Source organism: Gemmatimonadaceae bacterium (assembly GCA_030647905.1).
Taxonomy (GTDB): domain Bacteria; phylum Gemmatimonadota; class Gemmatimonadetes; order Gemmatimonadales; family Gemmatimonadaceae; genus UBA4720.
Genome location: JAUSJA010000030.1, coordinates 25,840 through 42,171 on the forward strand (window position 1 = coordinate 25,840; position 16,332 = coordinate 42,171).

Here is a 16,332-nt window from a genome sequence, read left to right on the forward strand (position 1 = left end):
GTTGTGCTATTCCAGTAGGTCAGTGAGGAGTCGCGAGGTGTGCGTCACGAGCGAGATCACCTTGTCGTATGGCATTCGCGTCGGACCGATCACACCGATGACTCCGGCCACCGCGCCCGAGCGATACTGCGCGGTCACGATGGTGAAATTCTCGAGCTTCGGATCGCGGTGCTCGTTTCCGATACTTATGGTAATGCCGGGCATGTCGCTGCGCTGCCTCAGCAGATCCGCCAGATGCTCGTGCGTCTCGGTGAGCGCGACGAGCTTCCGCATGTTGTCCACGGTCGCGAACTCGGGCTGCCCAGCGAGCAGCGAAGGCTGGCCGAGCATCACCGTGTCATCCCGCTGGATCGCGGAATCGAACAGCTGCTCGCCCTCCTCGATGAACACGTTGAGCAGCTCGGCGGCATCGGGCGTCGGCCCGGAGTCGCGGAGCCGCTCGCTGACCGTCGTCCGGATCTCGCGAAGCGTGAGACCGCCGATCCGGTCGTTGAGAACACGCGTGACTTCAGCAATGGCGGAGTCGGCGATCTCGCCCCGTGCCTCGACGAAGATCGTCCGCATGGCCCCGCCGGTCAACGTCAGCGCCACGAGCAGGCGCTCCGTCGAGAGCCGTACGAGATCGAGACGCTCCAGCACGCTGTTGTCGAAGCGCGGTCCAAGCGCGACGCCAAGCTCCTGCGCGATAACGCCGAGACTCTGCGCGGCGCGGCGCAGGATCGCGTCGACGGCAGATCCGCCGGTGGATATCTGCGTGCTGAGCTGCTGTTGCTCCCGAAGAGGAATGGTCGGCACCGGGTGCAGCGAATCCACGTAGATGCGGTAGGCGACGTCGGTGGGAACACGTCCCGCGGAAGTATGAGGATGAAAGAGCAGACCCTTGTCCTCGAGGTGGCTCATCGTGTTCCGGATGGTCGCCGGCGAGACGCCAAGTCCGAACCGGCGCGCGATGGCGCTCGAGCCGGCGGGCTGGGCGGTCTCTACATACGACAGGATGACCGCCTCGAGTACCCGACGTTCTCTCTCGGTCAGCTCGGGGAACGGCATGACTCCAAACGTATCGAGATTTTCAAAGACCTGTCAACCCGGCGGCGAGCGAGTCGAGGCGAAGCCAGCCCTCGGGGGTGAGAACGACCGTGCCCTCATTGATTCTCGCCCAGCCGGCATCGCTCCAACGGCGCGCATGCTCGAGCTCGGCGGTGGAAGTGGCCAGTCCACCAGTCGTGCGCAACCCGAGATATACTCGTTCGGCGTCACGGCTCTCGGGACCCAGGTGCTCGGAGCCACCAACAGGGCTGCGTCCGTCGCGGAGCCGCGCGACCCATTCGGCGTAAGGCGCAACGTTCCAGCTTCGCGTCGCTCCATCGAATGAATGAGCGGACGGGCCGACACCCAGATAGTGCGCGCCTGACCAGTATGCCGAGTTGTGTCGCGACTCCTTTCCGGGTCGCGCGAAATTGGACACCTCGTAGTGCGTGAAGCCGGCCGCGGTCGCCATTTGGTCGGCGAGGAGGAACTCATCGGCGTACAGATCTTCCGACGCCTGGCGCACGGCTCCGCGCGCTTCCCAACGGGCGAGCGGAGTATGGCTCTCGACGGTCAACCCGTAGAGCGAGATATGGTCGGGCTCGAGCTCCAGCACCGATTCGAGGTCGGCGCGCCAGGACCGTCGGAGATGACCGGGGAGCGCGAAGATAAGGTCCACCGACACATTCCGGACTCCGCCCTCCCGAAGCGCACCGACCGCGGCGCGCCCCTGCTCTGCGTCGTGCGTCCGATGCATCCATTTGAGCGCCGTATCATCGAAGCTCTGGACGCCGAGTGATACGCGATTGATTCCCGCGGCGACCCAGGCGGCCGCGTCACCGGCAGCCACATCATCCGGATTGGCTTCGAGAGTCACCTCGGCATCAGCCTGGAGCGTGAATCGCTCACGGATCTGACTCAGCAGCCGCGCGACGCCCTCGGGCCCGAGGCGCGATGGCGTTCCGCCTCCCAGATATACCGTATCGAGCGTGGCCCCTTGAGACAGGGCGTGGTGCCGCCCCAGCTCCGCACGAATGCCATCGAGGAATTCATCAACCGGCACCGTGCGCCGAACGGCGATGGCGAAATCGCAGTACGAGCAGCGCCGGACGCAAAAAGGGACGTGGACGTAGAGGTGGCGGGGCGTCACGTCTCAATATACCCCCCAGAGGCCGACTATCTCCGCCTTACTTCGCCGCTCACGAGACATTCGACCATTCCGCGCAGCTCGAGCGAAGTCACCGCAGCGAGGCACTCGCGCGCGGGAAGTGCGGCACGCGCGGCCAACTCGTCCATCCCGACAACGCCGCCGCCGAGGGCAGACCATACGCGAGCATCGGCCTCGGGGAGCTGGATGGGCTCGGGCTGGGCGGCCGGCGCAGCGCCGACCAGCGCCAAGGCGTCGGCAACGGAGGCGATGACAATCGCTCCGTCGCGGATGAGCTGATTGGTGCCGTCGCTCTGGGGGGAATCGATCTGTCCCGGCACCGCGGCCACCGGCCGCCCGAGCTCGAGAGCATGGTTGGCGGTGTTGAGCGCCCCGCTCTTGTGGCCGGCCTCGATCACGATCGTGACTGTACCGAGGGCGGCGATGATTCGGTTGCGCCTGGGGAACGCGCCCTTGTGTGCCCGCGCTCCCGGCCCGTTTTCCGAAACGAGGAGACCCGATTCGCCGATCACGCGGTGCAGCTCCCGATGGCCAGCGGGATACGGTACGTCCACTCCCGTGCCAAGCACCGCGACCGTCTTTCCACGAGTCTCCAGAGCGGTTCGATGGACGACAGAATCGATCCCGCGGGCCATCCCGCTGACGACCGCGATGCCGGCGCGCACCATTGCGGCGGAGATTGCGCGGGCGGTTCGAACCCCGTATGGCGTGGGCTCGCGGGTGCCGACGATGGAGACCAGGGGGCGCTCCAGGATGGAGACGTCGCCGATCGTGAAAAGCTGCGCCGGCGGTTCCACGAGGTCCGACAACGAGACTGGATAGCCCGCCGATCCGCACCCATACATCACTTTAGGTACCAGCGGTTAAGGCAATGATAGTTCGTCTTTTGCAACTTCCGCCATAATGCTTTGCTTCATCCGAAGCAGCTCCCTCCACCACGCGGCGAGAAGGCCGTCCAGCCCGGTTCTGCCCGCCGCACTCACGGCGAACATCGCGAAGGCATTCTCAGTCTCGATCGGAGGAAGGTAGTCCTCGCCGAACAGATCCATCTTGGTGAACACGACGCAGTGAGGGCGTCGCGCCAGCTCCTGGGAATGCGCGGCGACCTCGTGCCGGAGCTGGTCGTATTCGGCCTGCCAGTCCATCGCATCGATCGGGATGAGGAAGGCGAGAATCCGGGTTCGCTCGATATGCCGCAGGAATTGCAGGCCCAGCCCTTTCCCTTCGTGGGCCCCTTCGATGATGCCGGGAATGTCCGCCACGACGAAGGTCCGGTGGTCGGTGAGCTGAACGACGCCGAGGTTCGGTGTCAGGGTCGTGAAGGGATAATTGGCGATTTTCGGTCGTGCCGCCGAGATGACCGACAGCAGCGTGGACTTGCCGGCATTCGGCTGGCCGACGAGGCCGACATCCGCGATGAGCTTCAGCTCGAGCTCGAGTGTGCGGGCCTCACCCTCCTCCCCCGGCTGCCATTCCCGGGGTGATTGATGCGTGGCGGTCGCGAAGAAGGTGTTGCCCTTCCCGCCGCGCCCGCCCTTGGCGATAATCGCTTCCTGCCCATCCTCGAGAATATCGACGAGAATCTCACCGGACTGAGCGTCGCGGATGATCGTGCCCGGAGGCACCGGAAGCACGACATCGGCGCCCGAGTGTCCGGTCTTGTTCGACCCCATCCCATGCTCGCCGCGCTCGGCCGCCCAGCGATCGCGATACGTGTAGTCGAGGAGAGTCGCAAGATTACTGTCTCCCCGGACGATGATGTCTCCGCCCCGGCCACCATCTCCACCGTCGGGCCCGCCCATGGGAACGCGATGCTCGCGCCGGAAGGACGTGCATCCCGATCCCCCGGTACCAGCTTCGACCTTCACGATCACGCTATCAACGAACATTCCCACTCTCCAGTTGCGGTGGAGGATGCCGCCTCGCCGCGACATGCGACAGGAGTGCGTGATATCTCTCCAACTGCTCTTTGCCCACAAGTGCCTCGAGCGCGTCCAGGGCCGCAGCCACCTCGCCCACAGTCGCGCCACTATTGAGCGCGCCATGAAGATGCGAGTGAAGCTGCCTTTGCTGCCCGCTGGCGGCGCAAGCGGCCACGATACAGAGCTCGCGCGTCCGCAGATCGAGCCCCGGCCTCGACAACACCTTGCCGTATCCGTCAGTGATCATCCAGCTGTCGAGAGCGGGATGGAGCCCGCGGATGTTCTCCCGTAACAGCTCGTACGATTCACCGTAGACAGTCCTGCATGTCTCCTCGCCGCGTCGCACCCAATCGGCTCCATTCCGCACGTCCGCGTCGGCGTCCACTTCGGGAGCGTCCTGACCCGATACAGCCCGCCACGTGCGGGCGGCGTTCAGAGTCCTTGGAAACCCCGCGAACAAATAGGACTGCAGGATCACCTCGTCCACCGATGCGGGGTCGGCCGATGCCACCCCGCTCTCCATCACCGAGCGCGTGGTCTCTTCGTCCGCACCGGCGATTGCCGCCGCAATCTGCACGAGTGCTTTCGTCGCATCATCCAAGGGCGACAATTTCGTCTGCATATAAGGGGATGGCGGCATCGGTGGCCCACCGCTCCAATCAGATCGTTGCGACTTCGACCGCGGCAAGCGGACGTTGCGCCGAATCGGTGCGCACGGTGGTCTCTCCCACTACCTCGCCACGCGAATTCTTCACCGGCCTGCGGAGGATCTCGGCGAGGCGCGGTGGGAGTGGATCAGGAAGGGCGTCGAGCTCCTGAAGCAGGCGAACGAGCGCCGGGTACTGCGCCCGCGGATTTCCGTCCTCGACTTTCACCGTGATCCCGATCGCCAAGTCGAGGATGACGGCCGAATGCACGCCCTCCGCTCCAACCTTTGCGATGACGCGTCCGTTCGTCTCTTCGATGATGACCGAATCGAAGCGGTCGGTGCCTCCGATCAGGAAGGGATAGCTGGCCATGGCGCTGACGATGCGTGCCGGAATCTCTTCACCCCGCTTCGCGGCCAATCCGAGCTGGGCGTAGGCGCGAGCCATCCGGTCGAGCGGCAGGCCGAACACCGCTGCACCACAACCGTCGACCGCGACTTCAAGCTGGGAGGGCCGGACACCGCTCCAGAGAGCGACCTGGTTCAACATTGCCTGCTGCACGGGGTGATCGGCGCGTTCGTAGTGATTGATCGGCCATCCCTGGTGCTGCGCGAGCGCGAGCATCGCAGTGTGCTTTCCCGAGCAGTTGTTGTGGATGCGTTTGACGCGCATTCCGGACTCGCGGACGATCTTGGCCCCTCGCGGCGACAAGGGCTCCTGCGGTCCACATGCCAGATCCCCTTCCTCGAGCCCGAGCGTGCCGAGCATTCCTTCGACGATCGCCACGTGCTCCGGCTCTCCGCCGTGGGAGGCGCAGGCGAGGGCCAGCTCCTCGTCTCCCCACCGATTCGCATCGAACCCGCCGCATTCGATAAGCGGCATGACCTGGAAGGGCTTGGCGCAGGAGCGCCAGTACGTGACGAGTCCCGGATCACCGGCCCGCCCCAGCATCCGGTCGCACCCATCCACTACCGCCGCGTGAACGCGGTGGCAGGATTCTACCGCGTTTCCACGGGTGACGATGACGTCGAGCTCATGTGATACCATTACCTCCTAAAATACCGAGATGAGCCCTTTTGTGTACCGTCTGGGGTCTCGACGCACATCCGTGAGAACGGCGTTGAGCGATGTAACCGCCTTCAATATCTGATCGTAGAGCTCGGCATCGGTGAACAGCTTTTTCGCCGTGCCATTACCGCGGGACATCGTTCCAACGAGCGTGTCCACGCCGGCGACGGCGGACACGAGCCGGTTATAGAGCTCGTCGTCGCGGAGAAGCTTGCCAACGGTCCCGTTGCCGTTGTTGACACTCGATCCAAGCTGGGCGACGAGCGTGTCAGCCGAGATCAGCACGCGGTTCAGGTTGTTGTACAGCGCCGGGTCGTTGAGCAGCTGGCCAACCGTTCCCTTCGGGTTCTGCAGCCGCGCCATGACGACGTTGGTGTTCGCGAGGGTCGCATTCAGGTTGTCGTACAGAGCGCGATTCGTGAGCATCTGCCCGACGGTTCCCTTTCCGGCGACAACGCCGTCGGCGACCTTCTGAAGCGATCCCGTAAGCGTCACCACGTGGTCAAGCGCTCCCGACGCCTGGACCAGAACGGCCTCATAGTCCAGCGCTTCACCCAGCTTCAGCGTGTCGCCGTCGCGAAGCGCCGGAAAGCGCGGCGTCCCGGGCGATATGTCGAAAACCTTGTCGCCGAGCAATCCCTGCGTCTTGAGGTTTGCCTGTGAATCGCGCCTTATCTGGTTCTGCACCGCGCGATCCACTTCGACGATGATCTTCAGGTTGCGCATCGTGTCGGTGTCCACCGGCAGGAACTCGATGGATTTGACGCTTCCCGCCAGCTGGCCTGCGACGTTGACCTGGCCCCCGACCCGCAGGCCCGCGGTGTTCGGCACGAAGCTCACGAGCGTATATCGCTTGGTGAAGAGGTGCGCCGCCTGCCCGAGCTTGAGGATCGCGATTCCGATGACGACGAGCGCCACCAGAATCACCGCCCCGACCTTGAGCTGATCCCAGGTGATCACGGTGGAACGTTTCATCCGTATGTCCGATCGATGACGTTCATGTCAGAATCCGCCGAGGAAATCACGCAAATACCTGTCGTCGCTGCCAGACATTTCTTCCGGGGTGCCGAAGAACACAATCTTCTTCTCCGCGAGTACCGCGATCTTGCTTGCCATCTTGAAGGCCGATCTAATATCGTGGGTCACGACGATGCTCGTCACTCCCAGCTCGCGCTGCAGCTTGATGATCAGGTGGGTGATCGTCGCGGTGGTAAGCGGATCGAGCCCGGAGGTGGGCTCGTCGTAGAGCATGATCTTGGGATTGTTGGCCATTCCGCGGGCGATGCCCACGCGCTTCCGCATACCGCCGCTGAGCTCGGAGGGAAGCTGCTCCATGACCTTGTCGGGATCGAGATCCACGAAGGACAGCTTCTCGCGGACGCGCGTCTCGATGTCCGCCTCGCTCATGTCGGTATGCTCGCGGAGCGGATAGGCGATGTTCTCGTACACGGTCATCGAGTCGAACAGAGCGGAACTCTGGAAAACCATCCCCATCTTCTGCCTCACCTTAAGAGCGTCGGTGAAGTTGAGCTGGGTGATCTCCTCTCCGTCAATGAAGACCTTGCCGCGGTCCGGCACGAGGAGCCGGAGAAGAAGCTTGAGCATGATGGACTTGCCTGAACCCGATTCTCCCGCGACGACGACTGTCTCGCCTTCGAGCGCCACGAAGGAGATGTCTTCGAGGACCGGCTCGTCGAAGGCGAGATATACATGCTCGAGCTCGATGACCTTGTTCGGGCTTTGCGCACGCCACTCCTTGGTCGGCATTGCTCCGGGCACCTTGTCGCTCTGGAGCTCGCTTCGTATCGCGGCGCGGACCCGCATGTCGTCGCCGGTGCGGCGGACGGGAGTATTCACCCCGTCCGGATGGTCCGGCGGAGGCGGAACCTGCTGCCGCCGGTCGTCGCCCGGCTCCCTGCGGTCGTCGCCCTTGTCCGTCATGTGGGGAGGAAGGCAAGAAGCAACTGCGTGATGAAGTAGTCCACCACGAGGATCAGGATGCTCGCCGTCACGACGGTGCGAGTGGTAGCGACTCCAACGCCTTCCGTTCCACCGGTCGTCTTGAGGCCGAAGTGGCAGCCGACGAGCGATATGATTCCGCCGAACACGAACGGCTTCACGAGCCCGTGCACGAAGTCGTTCGGCACGTACTTGAAGATGAACCCGCCGCCGGCGATCTGCTCCCACACGGTGCGCCAGTAGAGCGATGTCGGGATTCCGACATAGGCCGACGCAATCACGTTGCCGCCCAGAATTCCGGCGAAGTCGTTGATCACGGTGAGCGTGGGCACCATGATCAGCGCCGCCAGCACGCGGGGCGTGACGAGCTTGCGGATGGGATCGGTGCCGAGCGTGTTGAGCGCGTCAATCTGCTCGGTGACCCGCATGGATCCGATTTGCGCGGCGATGCCGGAGCCGACGCGGCCGGCAACCATGAGTCCGGCCAGTACCGGCCCGAGCTCGCGGATCATGGAGGCAGCGACGAGCCGCCCGATGTACATCGTCGCACCGAAGGTTTTCAGCTGCACCGACGACTGCAGTGCGAGAACCATTCCGGTGAAGAATCCAGTCAGCAGCACGATCGGCAGGGACTGCACGCCGATCGAATCCATCTGCTGAATCAGGTCGCTTCGATAGAAGGGCCGCGAGAACGCGAAGCCGATCGCCTTCCCGCCGAGGACGAAGAACTCCTGCAACGAGTGAATCTTTCGCTTCGCGGCGTTGTTGAAGCGTCCGAGCAAATTACGGTCTCGTGGTGTAAGCGTAGGCCCCGCGGGCGGCACTCCGGCCACCCTCCCTGATCTTGCGCGAGCCCTAATGTAAGGCGTCCGCGCGCGGCATGCCCGTTTGCTACACCAGTGGCCGCCACTTACCTTGCTCCGCGATGATAGAGCGCATTTCGCGGGATCGGCTGGAGACGCTGCTGTCGGCCGCCGGCGGCCGGCGCGTGGCCGTCGTCGGCGACGCAATGCTCGACGTGTATCTCCGCGGAGACGTGGACCGCATCTCGCCCGAGGCGCCGGTCCCTGTCGTCAGAGTGAAGGAGCGGAAGCTCGCTCTCGGCGGAGCGGCAAACGTCGCCAACAACATTGTGACCATCGGCGCGCGATGCGAGCTGGTCGCGGCGGTGGGCGTGGATCCGGCCGGCGCGACGCTGCGCGACATGCTCGACGCGGCGGGCACCGACACACGCTCTCTCGTGCCCGTCGGGCGCCCGACGACGACGAAGACCAGAGTCATCGCCCGCTCGCAGCAACTGGTGCGCTACGACGAGGAAGACGACACCGATCTCGAAGGCGACGAGACCGGCATGCTGCTCGACGCCGTGCGCGTCGCAATAGACGATGCGGATGCGCTGGTGCTCGAGGACTACAACAAGGGCGTGCTCGTTCCGGCAGTGATCAGGGCGGCGATCGATCACGCCAGGTCGCGGGCGATCCCGGTGATCGTGGACCCCAAGTACCGCAATTTCTTCGCGTATCGCGGGGCGACGATCTTCAAGCCCAACCGTCGCGAACTCGAGTCCGCTCTGGGCGCGGCAGTGGATCTGGATCATCCGGAAGCGCTGCCTGCGACGTTCGAGCGGCTCGGCGTGGAACATCTCCTGCTTACACTTGGCGAGCGCGGGATGGCGCTGATTTCAGCTGACGGCGAGATCGGGCGGGTTCCGACGACGGCGCGGGAGGTTTACGACGTCGTCGGGGCCGGTGACACCGTCACGGCATATCTGGCGACCATCATGGCGGCCGGGGGCACACCGGCGGAAGCGGCGATCGTCGCCAATTTCGCCGCCGGGGTCGAAGTCGGAAAGCTGGGAGCGGCGACGGTGACGACCGGCGAGGTGCTCGAGGCGTACGATGATTTCAGCGGTGACCGCGGCTCGAGCTGAAATACGCGACTGGAGATTTATTGAATTCATTTGGAAAGGCCGCCGCGGTGGCGGCCATCGTTTTTGTTGGGCTTGGCGCGGCGAGTGGCCGCGGGGCGGCCCAGCTGCAGCCCGACACGACGTTGTCAGTCGCGACCCGGCAGGACTGCGGGATGGACGGCGGAGAGGTCGCGCTCAGGCGCGCTGGCGTAGCCGCCGCGTTCGTTGGCGGCAACGCCGCGCTTTACAGCTATTTCAAGAGGGCGTGGTGGTCCGGCGAGCGTGCCGATCACTTCTTCTTCCGCTCCGACTGGGACGAGAATTTCCGCGACCAGGACAAATTCGGTCACATGGTCGGCGGGTATCACCTGGCGCGATTCGGCACCGCATTCCTGCGCAGCGCGTGCATGCCCAGACACAAGGCGATCGTGTGGAGCGCGGCGTACGCGGCTGCATTTCAACTGCAGATCGAGATCTGGGATGGCATGTACGAGAAGTACGGCTTCTCCTACGCCGACCTGATCGCGAACACCGCCGGTACCGCGCTCGCCGTGCTTCATGAGACGCATCCCGCTACACGCGCCATTCGACCCACGATGTCGTATTCGAAGTCGGCGGCAATGCGCAACGCAGACAACATTCCGGGCGAGCTGCGTCCTTCTCTCGACTACTCCGGTCAGACGTACTGGTTCTCGGCGGACGTCAACGCGATGCTGCCGAAGGAGGCGAAGCCATATTGGCCATCGTTCCTGCGCATTTCTGCGGGCCATTCCATTACCGACTGGATCGATCCTGTCACCGGCGCCAACATCGGCGCGCGCCGAAAGCTGCTGCTGTCGCTCGACTTCGACGCTGAGAAGCTCCCTGGAGACAACAGGTGGTGGAAGACGTTCAAGCGGCAGCTCGGCTACATCCATCTCCCCTCGCCGGCGCTCCAGCTCACTCCCGACTTCAAGGTCATCGGATGGTACAGGTGAGATCGCTGCGCGCCGCTCTCGTCGCCATGCTCGTGGCCGCTCCGGCGGCAAACGGACAGGCGTCGCCATACCTGCCGGTGGACGACATTTCGTACACCTACGTGGACGCGCTCATGGCGCGCGGTGTTCTCCGCAACCTGTCGTCCCTCGAACGGCCGTACGAGGTCGGACGCGTTCGAGCATCACTGGACAACGCGCGGATGCGGGAGAACGGACGCGTCATCACGAGTTATCTCGATGCGTTGTCGCACGCGATCTCCCGATACGAGCTGCGCAAGGACACCGACAGTGCGGGCACGCGGATTCCGTTTCGGGCGAAAGCGGACATCGACATCTATGGGACGGCTCAGTCGTCGGGCCGGCGCGAGCTGACGCTCGCCGACACCCGCCACGATTTCGAGCCGGGTGCGGCCGGGTACTTCGTGATGGGCGGAGGCCATCTCGCGGCATCGGTGCGGGCGATTCTCGACAACCGCCTCAACTCGGATCCTGAGTTTTCCGGACGGAAGGATCGCAAGATCGCCGGGCGCACGGAGGACGGATACGTGAGCGGTCAGTGGAAGTACGGGTCTGCTTCGTTCGGCAGGATCGCACGCTCCTGGGGACCCATCGGCTTCTCCGGACTCGAGCTTGGCGATGACGCTTACACGTACGACCATCTGTATGCACGCGCAGGCACCGACCGCATTCATGTTTCGACGGTGATCGCGCGTCTCGACAACTACGTGTTGTCTCCGGGGGTCGAATCCTCGCGCTACTTCTCGACGCACCGGTTGTCGTTCAATCGCGGCTCATTCGAGGCCGGAGCGAGCGAGTCGTACCTCTACACCGGCGTCGGCCGCGGGCTCGAGCCGGCGCTCCTGAATCCGCTGAACGTGTATGGGCTGAGCTGGCGCAACGAGCGGATGGATGGAAACCTCAGCTTCGGGGCGGACGCCGCGTGGCGCACGCGGCGCGCGGGAACGTTCAGCGGCCAGGTGCTGCTGGACGACATACAGATTGACCGCTGCGACACTATCTGCCACGAGCCATCCTCGTACGGGCTCACGCTGAGCGCGGAGGGCCTGCCGCTCGCCGGCGACCAGCGGTGGTTCGCGTCGTACACGCGCGTGTCGAACCTCGCGTATCACACGCCGAACATCTCGGAGCGATACGCGATCTACCTCGTCGGGCTTGGCCGCGGATACAGCGATTACGACGAGATGCGGCTCGGGCTGGATCTGGCGATACTGCCGAGGACTCCGGTGAGGCTTTACGTCGCCCGCCGCCGGCAGGGTGAGGGAGACTACAGGAAGCCGTATCCCCTTGTCGCCGAATACGCGACGACCCCCGGAATCCTCTTCGGCACAGTCTGGACGGTGAATCGTATCGGGCTCAGCGGCGCGACGATGATCGGACGCGATTTCAGAATCTCGGGCGACGGCGGCGTCAATCAGAGCACCAACAGATTCAACAGGCCGGGACTCGACAAGAGCGTGTTCGAAGGCCGGGTCCGGCTCACATGGTCGCCGCGGTGGGTGATCCGATTCGACTAGAGCCATGTCATCTGCGTCGCGGGCTTTCCCGGCCCTGCGGCGAGTGACTACATTCCATCGAGTCTCGGGGCCCTTAGCTCAGTTGGTTAGAGCAGTGGACTCATAATCCAACGGTCGCAGGTTCGAGTCCTGCAGGGCCCATCCCACCGCCATGGCACTCGCAGCGGCGACAAGTAAAACGCAGAGGTCGCGCTACTTCCTAGCCTCCGAGGCCGCCGTTACTTTTCGGATTGCCCTGACTTCGGGTGGAATGTCTCGTTCAGAGACATTCCGGACGAAGGCAGGGTGATTACACGAGGTCGCGTAGCTCAGCTGGTTAGAGCGCTGCTTTCACACAGCAGAGGTCCGGGGTTCGAGTCCCTGCGCGACCATTTTCCTCTGTCTCGCGGAAAGCCGGCGAGACGTCTACTTCAAAGCCCAGGTCACTCGATGAATTCAAACACGCTGCGCTTGCTGACTGTCGCCGCATTCCTTTTCATCGTACCGTCAATCGGCGCGGCCCAAAGCGCCTCGCAGGCTCAGCAGATGCTGGAATCGAATCCCGGCCTGCTTCGCGAGCTGCGGTCCCGCATCCTGTCGAGCGGATTGACTCCCGATCAGGTCCGAGCGCGTCTCCGCGCCGAAGGGTATCCGGAGAATCTTCTCGACGCGTATCTCCCCGGCGGAAGCGATTCCGGCGTCGAGAACATGGGAACCACGGGCTCCGCGGCCGCTCCATTGGATGACGTGTTCGGCGCGGTCACCGCGCTGGGAATCGCCGACACAGTGGACATCACGTCAATCCGCTGCAGCGTCGAAGCGCTCAGCGACACGACCGTTTCCGCCGCCGAGACGCGTCGCGTGGGGCGCGCACAGGCGCTGGCCAACAAGGCGGCGATGCGCCGCCGGTGCGATTCCATCCGCCGGCAGCTCACGGCGTCCGACAGCGCCGTGCTCAAGCTGCGCCAGGACAGCGGGTTCACGATCTTCGGCCTCAACACTTTTCGCGAGAGCACCACGCTCTTCGACGCGAATCTCAGCGGGCCGATTGACGCCAACTACAGACTCGGACCTGGCGACCGGCTGGCGCTGATTCTCACCGGTGACGTTTCGCAGGCATACAGCCTGGACGTGACGCGCGAAGGATTCATCGTCGTCCCGCAGGCGGGCCAGATCTACGTCAGCAACCTCACGCTCGGCCAGCTCGAAGACGTGCTCTACGCGAGACTCGGCCGCGTCTATTCCGGAGTGCGCCGCGGACCCGGTGCCACTACCCGCTTTTCAATCAGCCCGGTCCGCCTTCGCACCAATCAGGTGTTCGTGCTGGGTGACGTGCTGAGTCCCGGCAGCTACAGGATCTCCAGCGCTGGAACGGCGCTTACCGCTCTCTACGCCGCCAAGGGACCGACGGACAACGGCAGTCTCCGCGACGTGCAGATCAGGCGCGGCGGCAAGACCGTGGACGTGCTCGACGTGTACGACTATCTCATCAGCGGCGACGCGTCGCACGATGTGCGTCTCCAGAACGGCGACGTCGTCTTCGTCCCGGTGCATCAGCAGCATGTGCGCGTCGTCGGCGAAATAACGCGTCCCGCGACTTACGAGCTCAGACGCGGCGAGACTCTTTCGGACGCCATTCGCTTCGCCGGCGGATTCACTCCCAATGCCTCGCGCCGCCGTGTGCAGATCGAGCGCATCCTGTCGCCCGCCGAACGCGCTGCCGGCGGGCGTGATCGTGTCACGCTCGACATCTCTCCCGTGACCCTCACCGACGGCGGGCCTGGCGACGTCGCGCTTCTCGCCGGCGACGTGGTGCGTGTCTTTCCGATCTCGGAGCGAATCCGCAATCGCGTCACCATCGAAGGCAACGTCTGGCAGCCGGGAACGCTCGGGCTTACCGCCGGCATGACCGTCAGCGAGGCGCTGCGCGCTGCCGGAGGAGTGAAGCCGGACACGTATCTCGGACAGATCCTTATCTCGCGCCTCAACTCGGACTCGACGCGCGTTCAGCTTCACGCAAGTCTCGCCGATACGACCGGCCGCGTCATCGGCGACTTCCCGCTCAGGGAAGACGATCAGCTCCGCGTGTTCTCGGTTACGGAGTTCCGTCCGATGCGGTATGTCGCGATCACCGGCGCTGTCCGCAACAGCGGCCAGGTTCCGTTCCGCGACGGCATGACGGTACGCGATGTCGTGCTGCTCGCCGGTGGACTCGAGCAGAGCGCTGATTTGCGTGAAGCGGAGATAGCGCGCCTGCCCCTCGACCGCAGGACCGGGACGACGGCGGTAACGTTCCGCGCGGCTCTGGATTCGAGCTACATCTTCGAGCGCGGGCCCGACGGCAAGTACTACGGCCCCCCCGGCCTCCCCGCTCCGTCGGGATCCATGACGGAAGTCCGTCTCCAGCCGTACGACAACGTTCTCATCCTGCGTCAGCCCAACTGGGAGCTTCAGCGGCAGGCCATGATCACTGGAGAAGTGCTGTATCCGGGTACGTACTCGCTCCGGACGAAGACGGAGAAGGTCTCCGACCTGATATCGCGCGCCGGCGGGCTCACCCCCGAAGCGTACGCCGACGGCGTGACGTTCTTCCGTCCGAAGGACAATGTCGGACGCATCGGCATTGCCCTGCCTGAAGTGCTCCGCAACGCGAACTCGCGCGACAATATCCAGCTCCAGAACGGCGACTCGATCTTCATTCCGCGATTCAACGCGGTGGTGAATGTGAAGGGCGCGGTGAACTCGCCGGTGGCCGTCACTTATGTGCCAGGCGCGAATCTCGAGTATTACGTCCGCGCAGCTGGCGGCATCACGCGCAAGGGTGACCTCCGCTACGCCTATGTAACGCAGCCGAACGGCAAGGTCGAGGCGACGGGCGGGAAGTTCATTTTCCGCAACAATCCCCGTCCGCGTCCCGGCAGCTCGGTGTTCGTTCCGGAGAAGGATTCGAGTGAGCGCAGACTGGATTACATCGCGACCATCGGTTCGATCGCCCAGGTTGCGGCGAGCTTCGTAGCCATCGCCATCGCCCTCCGCCGATAGAAACAATGCAACCAGCCGAGCAGGCACCCGCCAGCGACCACCTCACGTTCACGAGGTGGCTCGCTGGCGTTTTGCTCAGGTGGCGCCTTGTCGCGGTCGTCACGGCGGTGACGCTCGTCGTCGCGGTCGCGGCGACGTTCGTGATCCCGCCTGTATACAGGGCGAGGGCATCGTTCGTCGCCAACAGCTCGAGCGGCTCGAAGCTTCAGGGCGCGGCGGGCGGCTCGTCGCAGCTTGGCGGAATCATCTCCCAGCTTGGCGGATCTGTCGGCGGAGATCCGTCGGAGTCGCCCAACTTCTACATCCAGCTTTTTCAGAGCCGCGAGCTTCTCACGCGGCTGGCGCAGTCGCGCTTCCCGAATCCACGAACGGACAATCCGTCCGATAGCGCGACACTGCTCGAGATCATGCGGATCAAGAAGGACGATCCGCGGCTCAGAATGGAGATTGCGCTCAAGAAGCTCGCCAAGGCGATCAGTGCGGGGTTCGACGTCAAGACGAACCTCGTATTTCTCTCGGTGGACATGCAGTGGCCGGAGCTGAGCGCCCAGGTTGCGAACCGCCTGGTCGAAATGGTCAGCAAGTTCAACCGCGAGACGCGCGTGTCGCGAGCCAGGTCGAAGAGGGTGTTCCTCGAGTCGCGTCAAGACAGCGCGCAGCTCCTCCTTCGTGCCGCCGAAGAGCGCCAGCGATTCTTCTATGAGCAGAACCGTGGTCTGATCACTTCGCCGAGCCTGCGCGCCGAAGAGGCGCGCTTCCGCCGCGAGGTGGATGTGGCGTCCGACCTGTATCTCAACATGCAGCAGCAGCTCGAGATCGCACGGCTCGACGAGATAAACGACGCCGCCTTGATCACTGTCATAGATTCGTCGGTCGCACCGCGAAAGGCGCAGTGGCCGCGGTACGGGTCGCTTCTCGTCACCGCCCTGGCACTCGGGCTGATGCTCGGGCTGATGCTCGTGGGGAGCATCGTCGTCCTGATGGACTGGCGCGAGCGCAATCCCGAATCGTGGTCCGACTTCGAGCATTCGCTGGGACGCGCGCGTTCGGACGTCCGCTCCGCGATCGGCGTACGCCGCGCGGGATAGCGCTCGAGGGGG

General features: G+C 64.2%; 14 protein-coding genes and 2 tRNA genes. 7 read left to right on the forward strand and 9 right to left on the reverse strand.

Annotation, left to right across the window (positions count from 1 at the left end; translation table 11 throughout):
• Positions 1–6 precede the first annotated feature (6 nt).
• The 9 genes from hrcA to Q7S20_10565 are packed head-to-tail and all read right to left on the reverse strand — an operon-like array spanning position 7 to position 8,572.
• Positions 7–1,047, reverse strand: coding sequence for a heat-inducible transcriptional repressor HrcA (gene hrcA, locus Q7S20_10525; GenBank protein MDO8502267.1), 1,041 nt, complete (start codon positions 1,045–1,047; stop codon positions 7–9).
• Between the two features lie 22 nt (positions 1,048–1,069).
• Entirely contained in the window at positions 1,070–2,176 is a 1,107-nt protein-coding gene (gene hemW, locus Q7S20_10530; protein ID MDO8502268.1) for a radical SAM family heme chaperone HemW, read from the reverse strand.
• Positions 2,177–2,202: 26 nt separating this feature from the next.
• Positions 2,203–3,039, reverse strand: a complete 837-nt coding sequence (dprA, locus tag Q7S20_10535; GenBank protein ID MDO8502269.1) for a DNA-processing protein DprA — start codon at positions 3,037–3,039, stop codon at positions 2,203–2,205.
• Positions 3,040–3,057: 18 nt separating this feature from the next.
• Positions 3,058–4,083 carry a GTPase ObgE gene (gene obgE / locus Q7S20_10540; protein ID MDO8502270.1) on the reverse strand — a complete coding sequence of 342 codons (1,026 nt, stop codon included), beginning with the start codon at positions 4,081–4,083 and terminating at the stop codon, positions 3,058–3,060.
• Entirely contained in the window at positions 4,073–4,726 is a 654-nt protein-coding gene (locus tag Q7S20_10545) for a carboxymuconolactone decarboxylase family protein (protein MDO8502271.1), read from the reverse strand. The genes obgE and Q7S20_10545 overlap by 11 nt, the downstream gene beginning before the upstream one ends.
• 49 nt (positions 4,727–4,775) lie before the next feature.
• Entirely contained in the window at positions 4,776–5,810 is a 1,035-nt protein-coding gene (locus tag Q7S20_10550) for an asparaginase (protein ID MDO8502272.1), read from the reverse strand.
• 6 nt (positions 5,811–5,816) lie between these two features.
• Positions 5,817–6,806: an MlaD family protein gene (locus Q7S20_10555; GenBank protein ID MDO8502273.1), complete on the reverse strand. Its 990-nt coding sequence runs from the start codon at positions 6,804–6,806 to the stop codon at positions 5,817–5,819.
• 27 nt (positions 6,807–6,833) lie between these two features.
• The gene (locus tag Q7S20_10560; protein ID MDO8502274.1) at positions 6,834–7,772 is read right to left on the reverse strand and encodes an ATP-binding cassette domain-containing protein; all 939 of its coding nucleotides are present in this window, start codon (positions 7,770–7,772) and stop codon (positions 6,834–6,836) included.
• On the reverse strand, positions 7,769–8,572 hold the full coding sequence (locus Q7S20_10565; protein MDO8502275.1) for an ABC transporter permease: 804 nt from the start codon (positions 8,570–8,572) through the stop codon (positions 7,769–7,771). Before Q7S20_10565 ends, Q7S20_10560 begins: the two co-directional genes overlap by 4 nt.
• Before the next feature lie 143 nt (positions 8,573–8,715).
• On the opposite strand from Q7S20_10565, the gene Q7S20_10570 reads away from it, so the two are divergent.
• The 7 genes from Q7S20_10570 (at position 8,716) to Q7S20_10600 (ending at position 16,320) form a co-directional block, all read left to right on the forward strand.
• Positions 8,716–9,720, forward strand: coding sequence for a PfkB family carbohydrate kinase (locus Q7S20_10570; protein ID MDO8502276.1), 1,005 nt, complete (start codon positions 8,716–8,718; stop codon positions 9,718–9,720).
• A 20-nt stretch (positions 9,721–9,740) separates the two neighbouring features.
• Positions 9,741–10,676 carry a DUF2279 domain-containing protein gene (locus Q7S20_10575; protein MDO8502277.1) on the forward strand — a complete coding sequence of 312 codons (936 nt, stop codon included), beginning with the start codon at positions 9,741–9,743 and terminating at the stop codon, positions 10,674–10,676.
• The gene (locus Q7S20_10580; GenBank protein ID MDO8502278.1) at positions 10,664–12,211 is read left to right on the forward strand and encodes a hypothetical protein; all 1,548 of its coding nucleotides are present in this window, start codon (positions 10,664–10,666) and stop codon (positions 12,209–12,211) included. The genes Q7S20_10575 and Q7S20_10580 overlap by 13 nt, the downstream gene beginning before the upstream one ends.
• 67 nt (positions 12,212–12,278) lie before the next feature.
• Positions 12,279–12,352: transfer RNA gene (locus Q7S20_10585), tRNA-Ile, on the forward strand.
• A gap of 156 nt (positions 12,353–12,508) precedes the next feature.
• Positions 12,509–12,582, forward strand: a tRNA-Val gene (locus tag Q7S20_10590).
• Positions 12,583–12,640: 58 nt separating this feature from the next.
• Positions 12,641–15,232, forward strand: coding sequence for an SLBB domain-containing protein (locus Q7S20_10595; GenBank protein MDO8502279.1), 2,592 nt, complete (start codon positions 12,641–12,643; stop codon positions 15,230–15,232).
• Between the two features lie 5 nt (positions 15,233–15,237).
• Positions 15,238–16,320 carry a GNVR domain-containing protein gene (locus Q7S20_10600; GenBank protein MDO8502280.1) on the forward strand — a complete coding sequence of 361 codons (1,083 nt, stop codon included), beginning with the start codon at positions 15,238–15,240 and terminating at the stop codon, positions 16,318–16,320.
• Positions 16,321–16,332 lie beyond the last annotated feature (12 nt).

Coding starts and splice junctions, on each gene's coding strand:
- Q7S20_10595 (MDO8502279.1), top strand. CDS start 12,641: ATGAATTCAAACACGCTGCGCTTGCTGACTGTCGCCGCATTCCTTTTC.
- obgE (MDO8502270.1), bottom strand. CDS start 4,083: ATGTTCGTTGATAGCGTGATCGTGAAGGTCGAAGCTGGTACCGGGGGA.
- Q7S20_10560 (MDO8502274.1), bottom strand. CDS start 7,772: ATGACGGACAAGGGCGACGACCGCAGGGAGCCGGGCGACGACCGGCGG.
- dprA (MDO8502269.1), bottom strand. CDS start 3,039: ATGTATGGGTGCGGATCGGCGGGCTATCCAGTCTCGTTGTCGGACCTC.
- Q7S20_10600 (MDO8502280.1), top strand. CDS start 15,238: ATGCAACCAGCCGAGCAGGCACCCGCCAGCGACCACCTCACGTTCACG.
- Q7S20_10555 (MDO8502273.1), bottom strand. CDS start 6,806: ATGAAACGTTCCACCGTGATCACCTGGGATCAGCTCAAGGTCGGGGCG.
- Q7S20_10580 (MDO8502278.1), top strand. CDS start 10,664: ATGGTACAGGTGAGATCGCTGCGCGCCGCTCTCGTCGCCATGCTCGTG.
- hrcA (MDO8502267.1), bottom strand. CDS start 1,047: ATGCCGTTCCCCGAGCTGACCGAGAGAGAACGTCGGGTACTCGAGGCG.
- Q7S20_10550 (MDO8502272.1), bottom strand. CDS start 5,810: ATGGTATCACATGAGCTCGACGTCATCGTCACCCGTGGAAACGCGGTA.
- Q7S20_10570 (MDO8502276.1), top strand. CDS start 8,716: ATGATAGAGCGCATTTCGCGGGATCGGCTGGAGACGCTGCTGTCGGCC.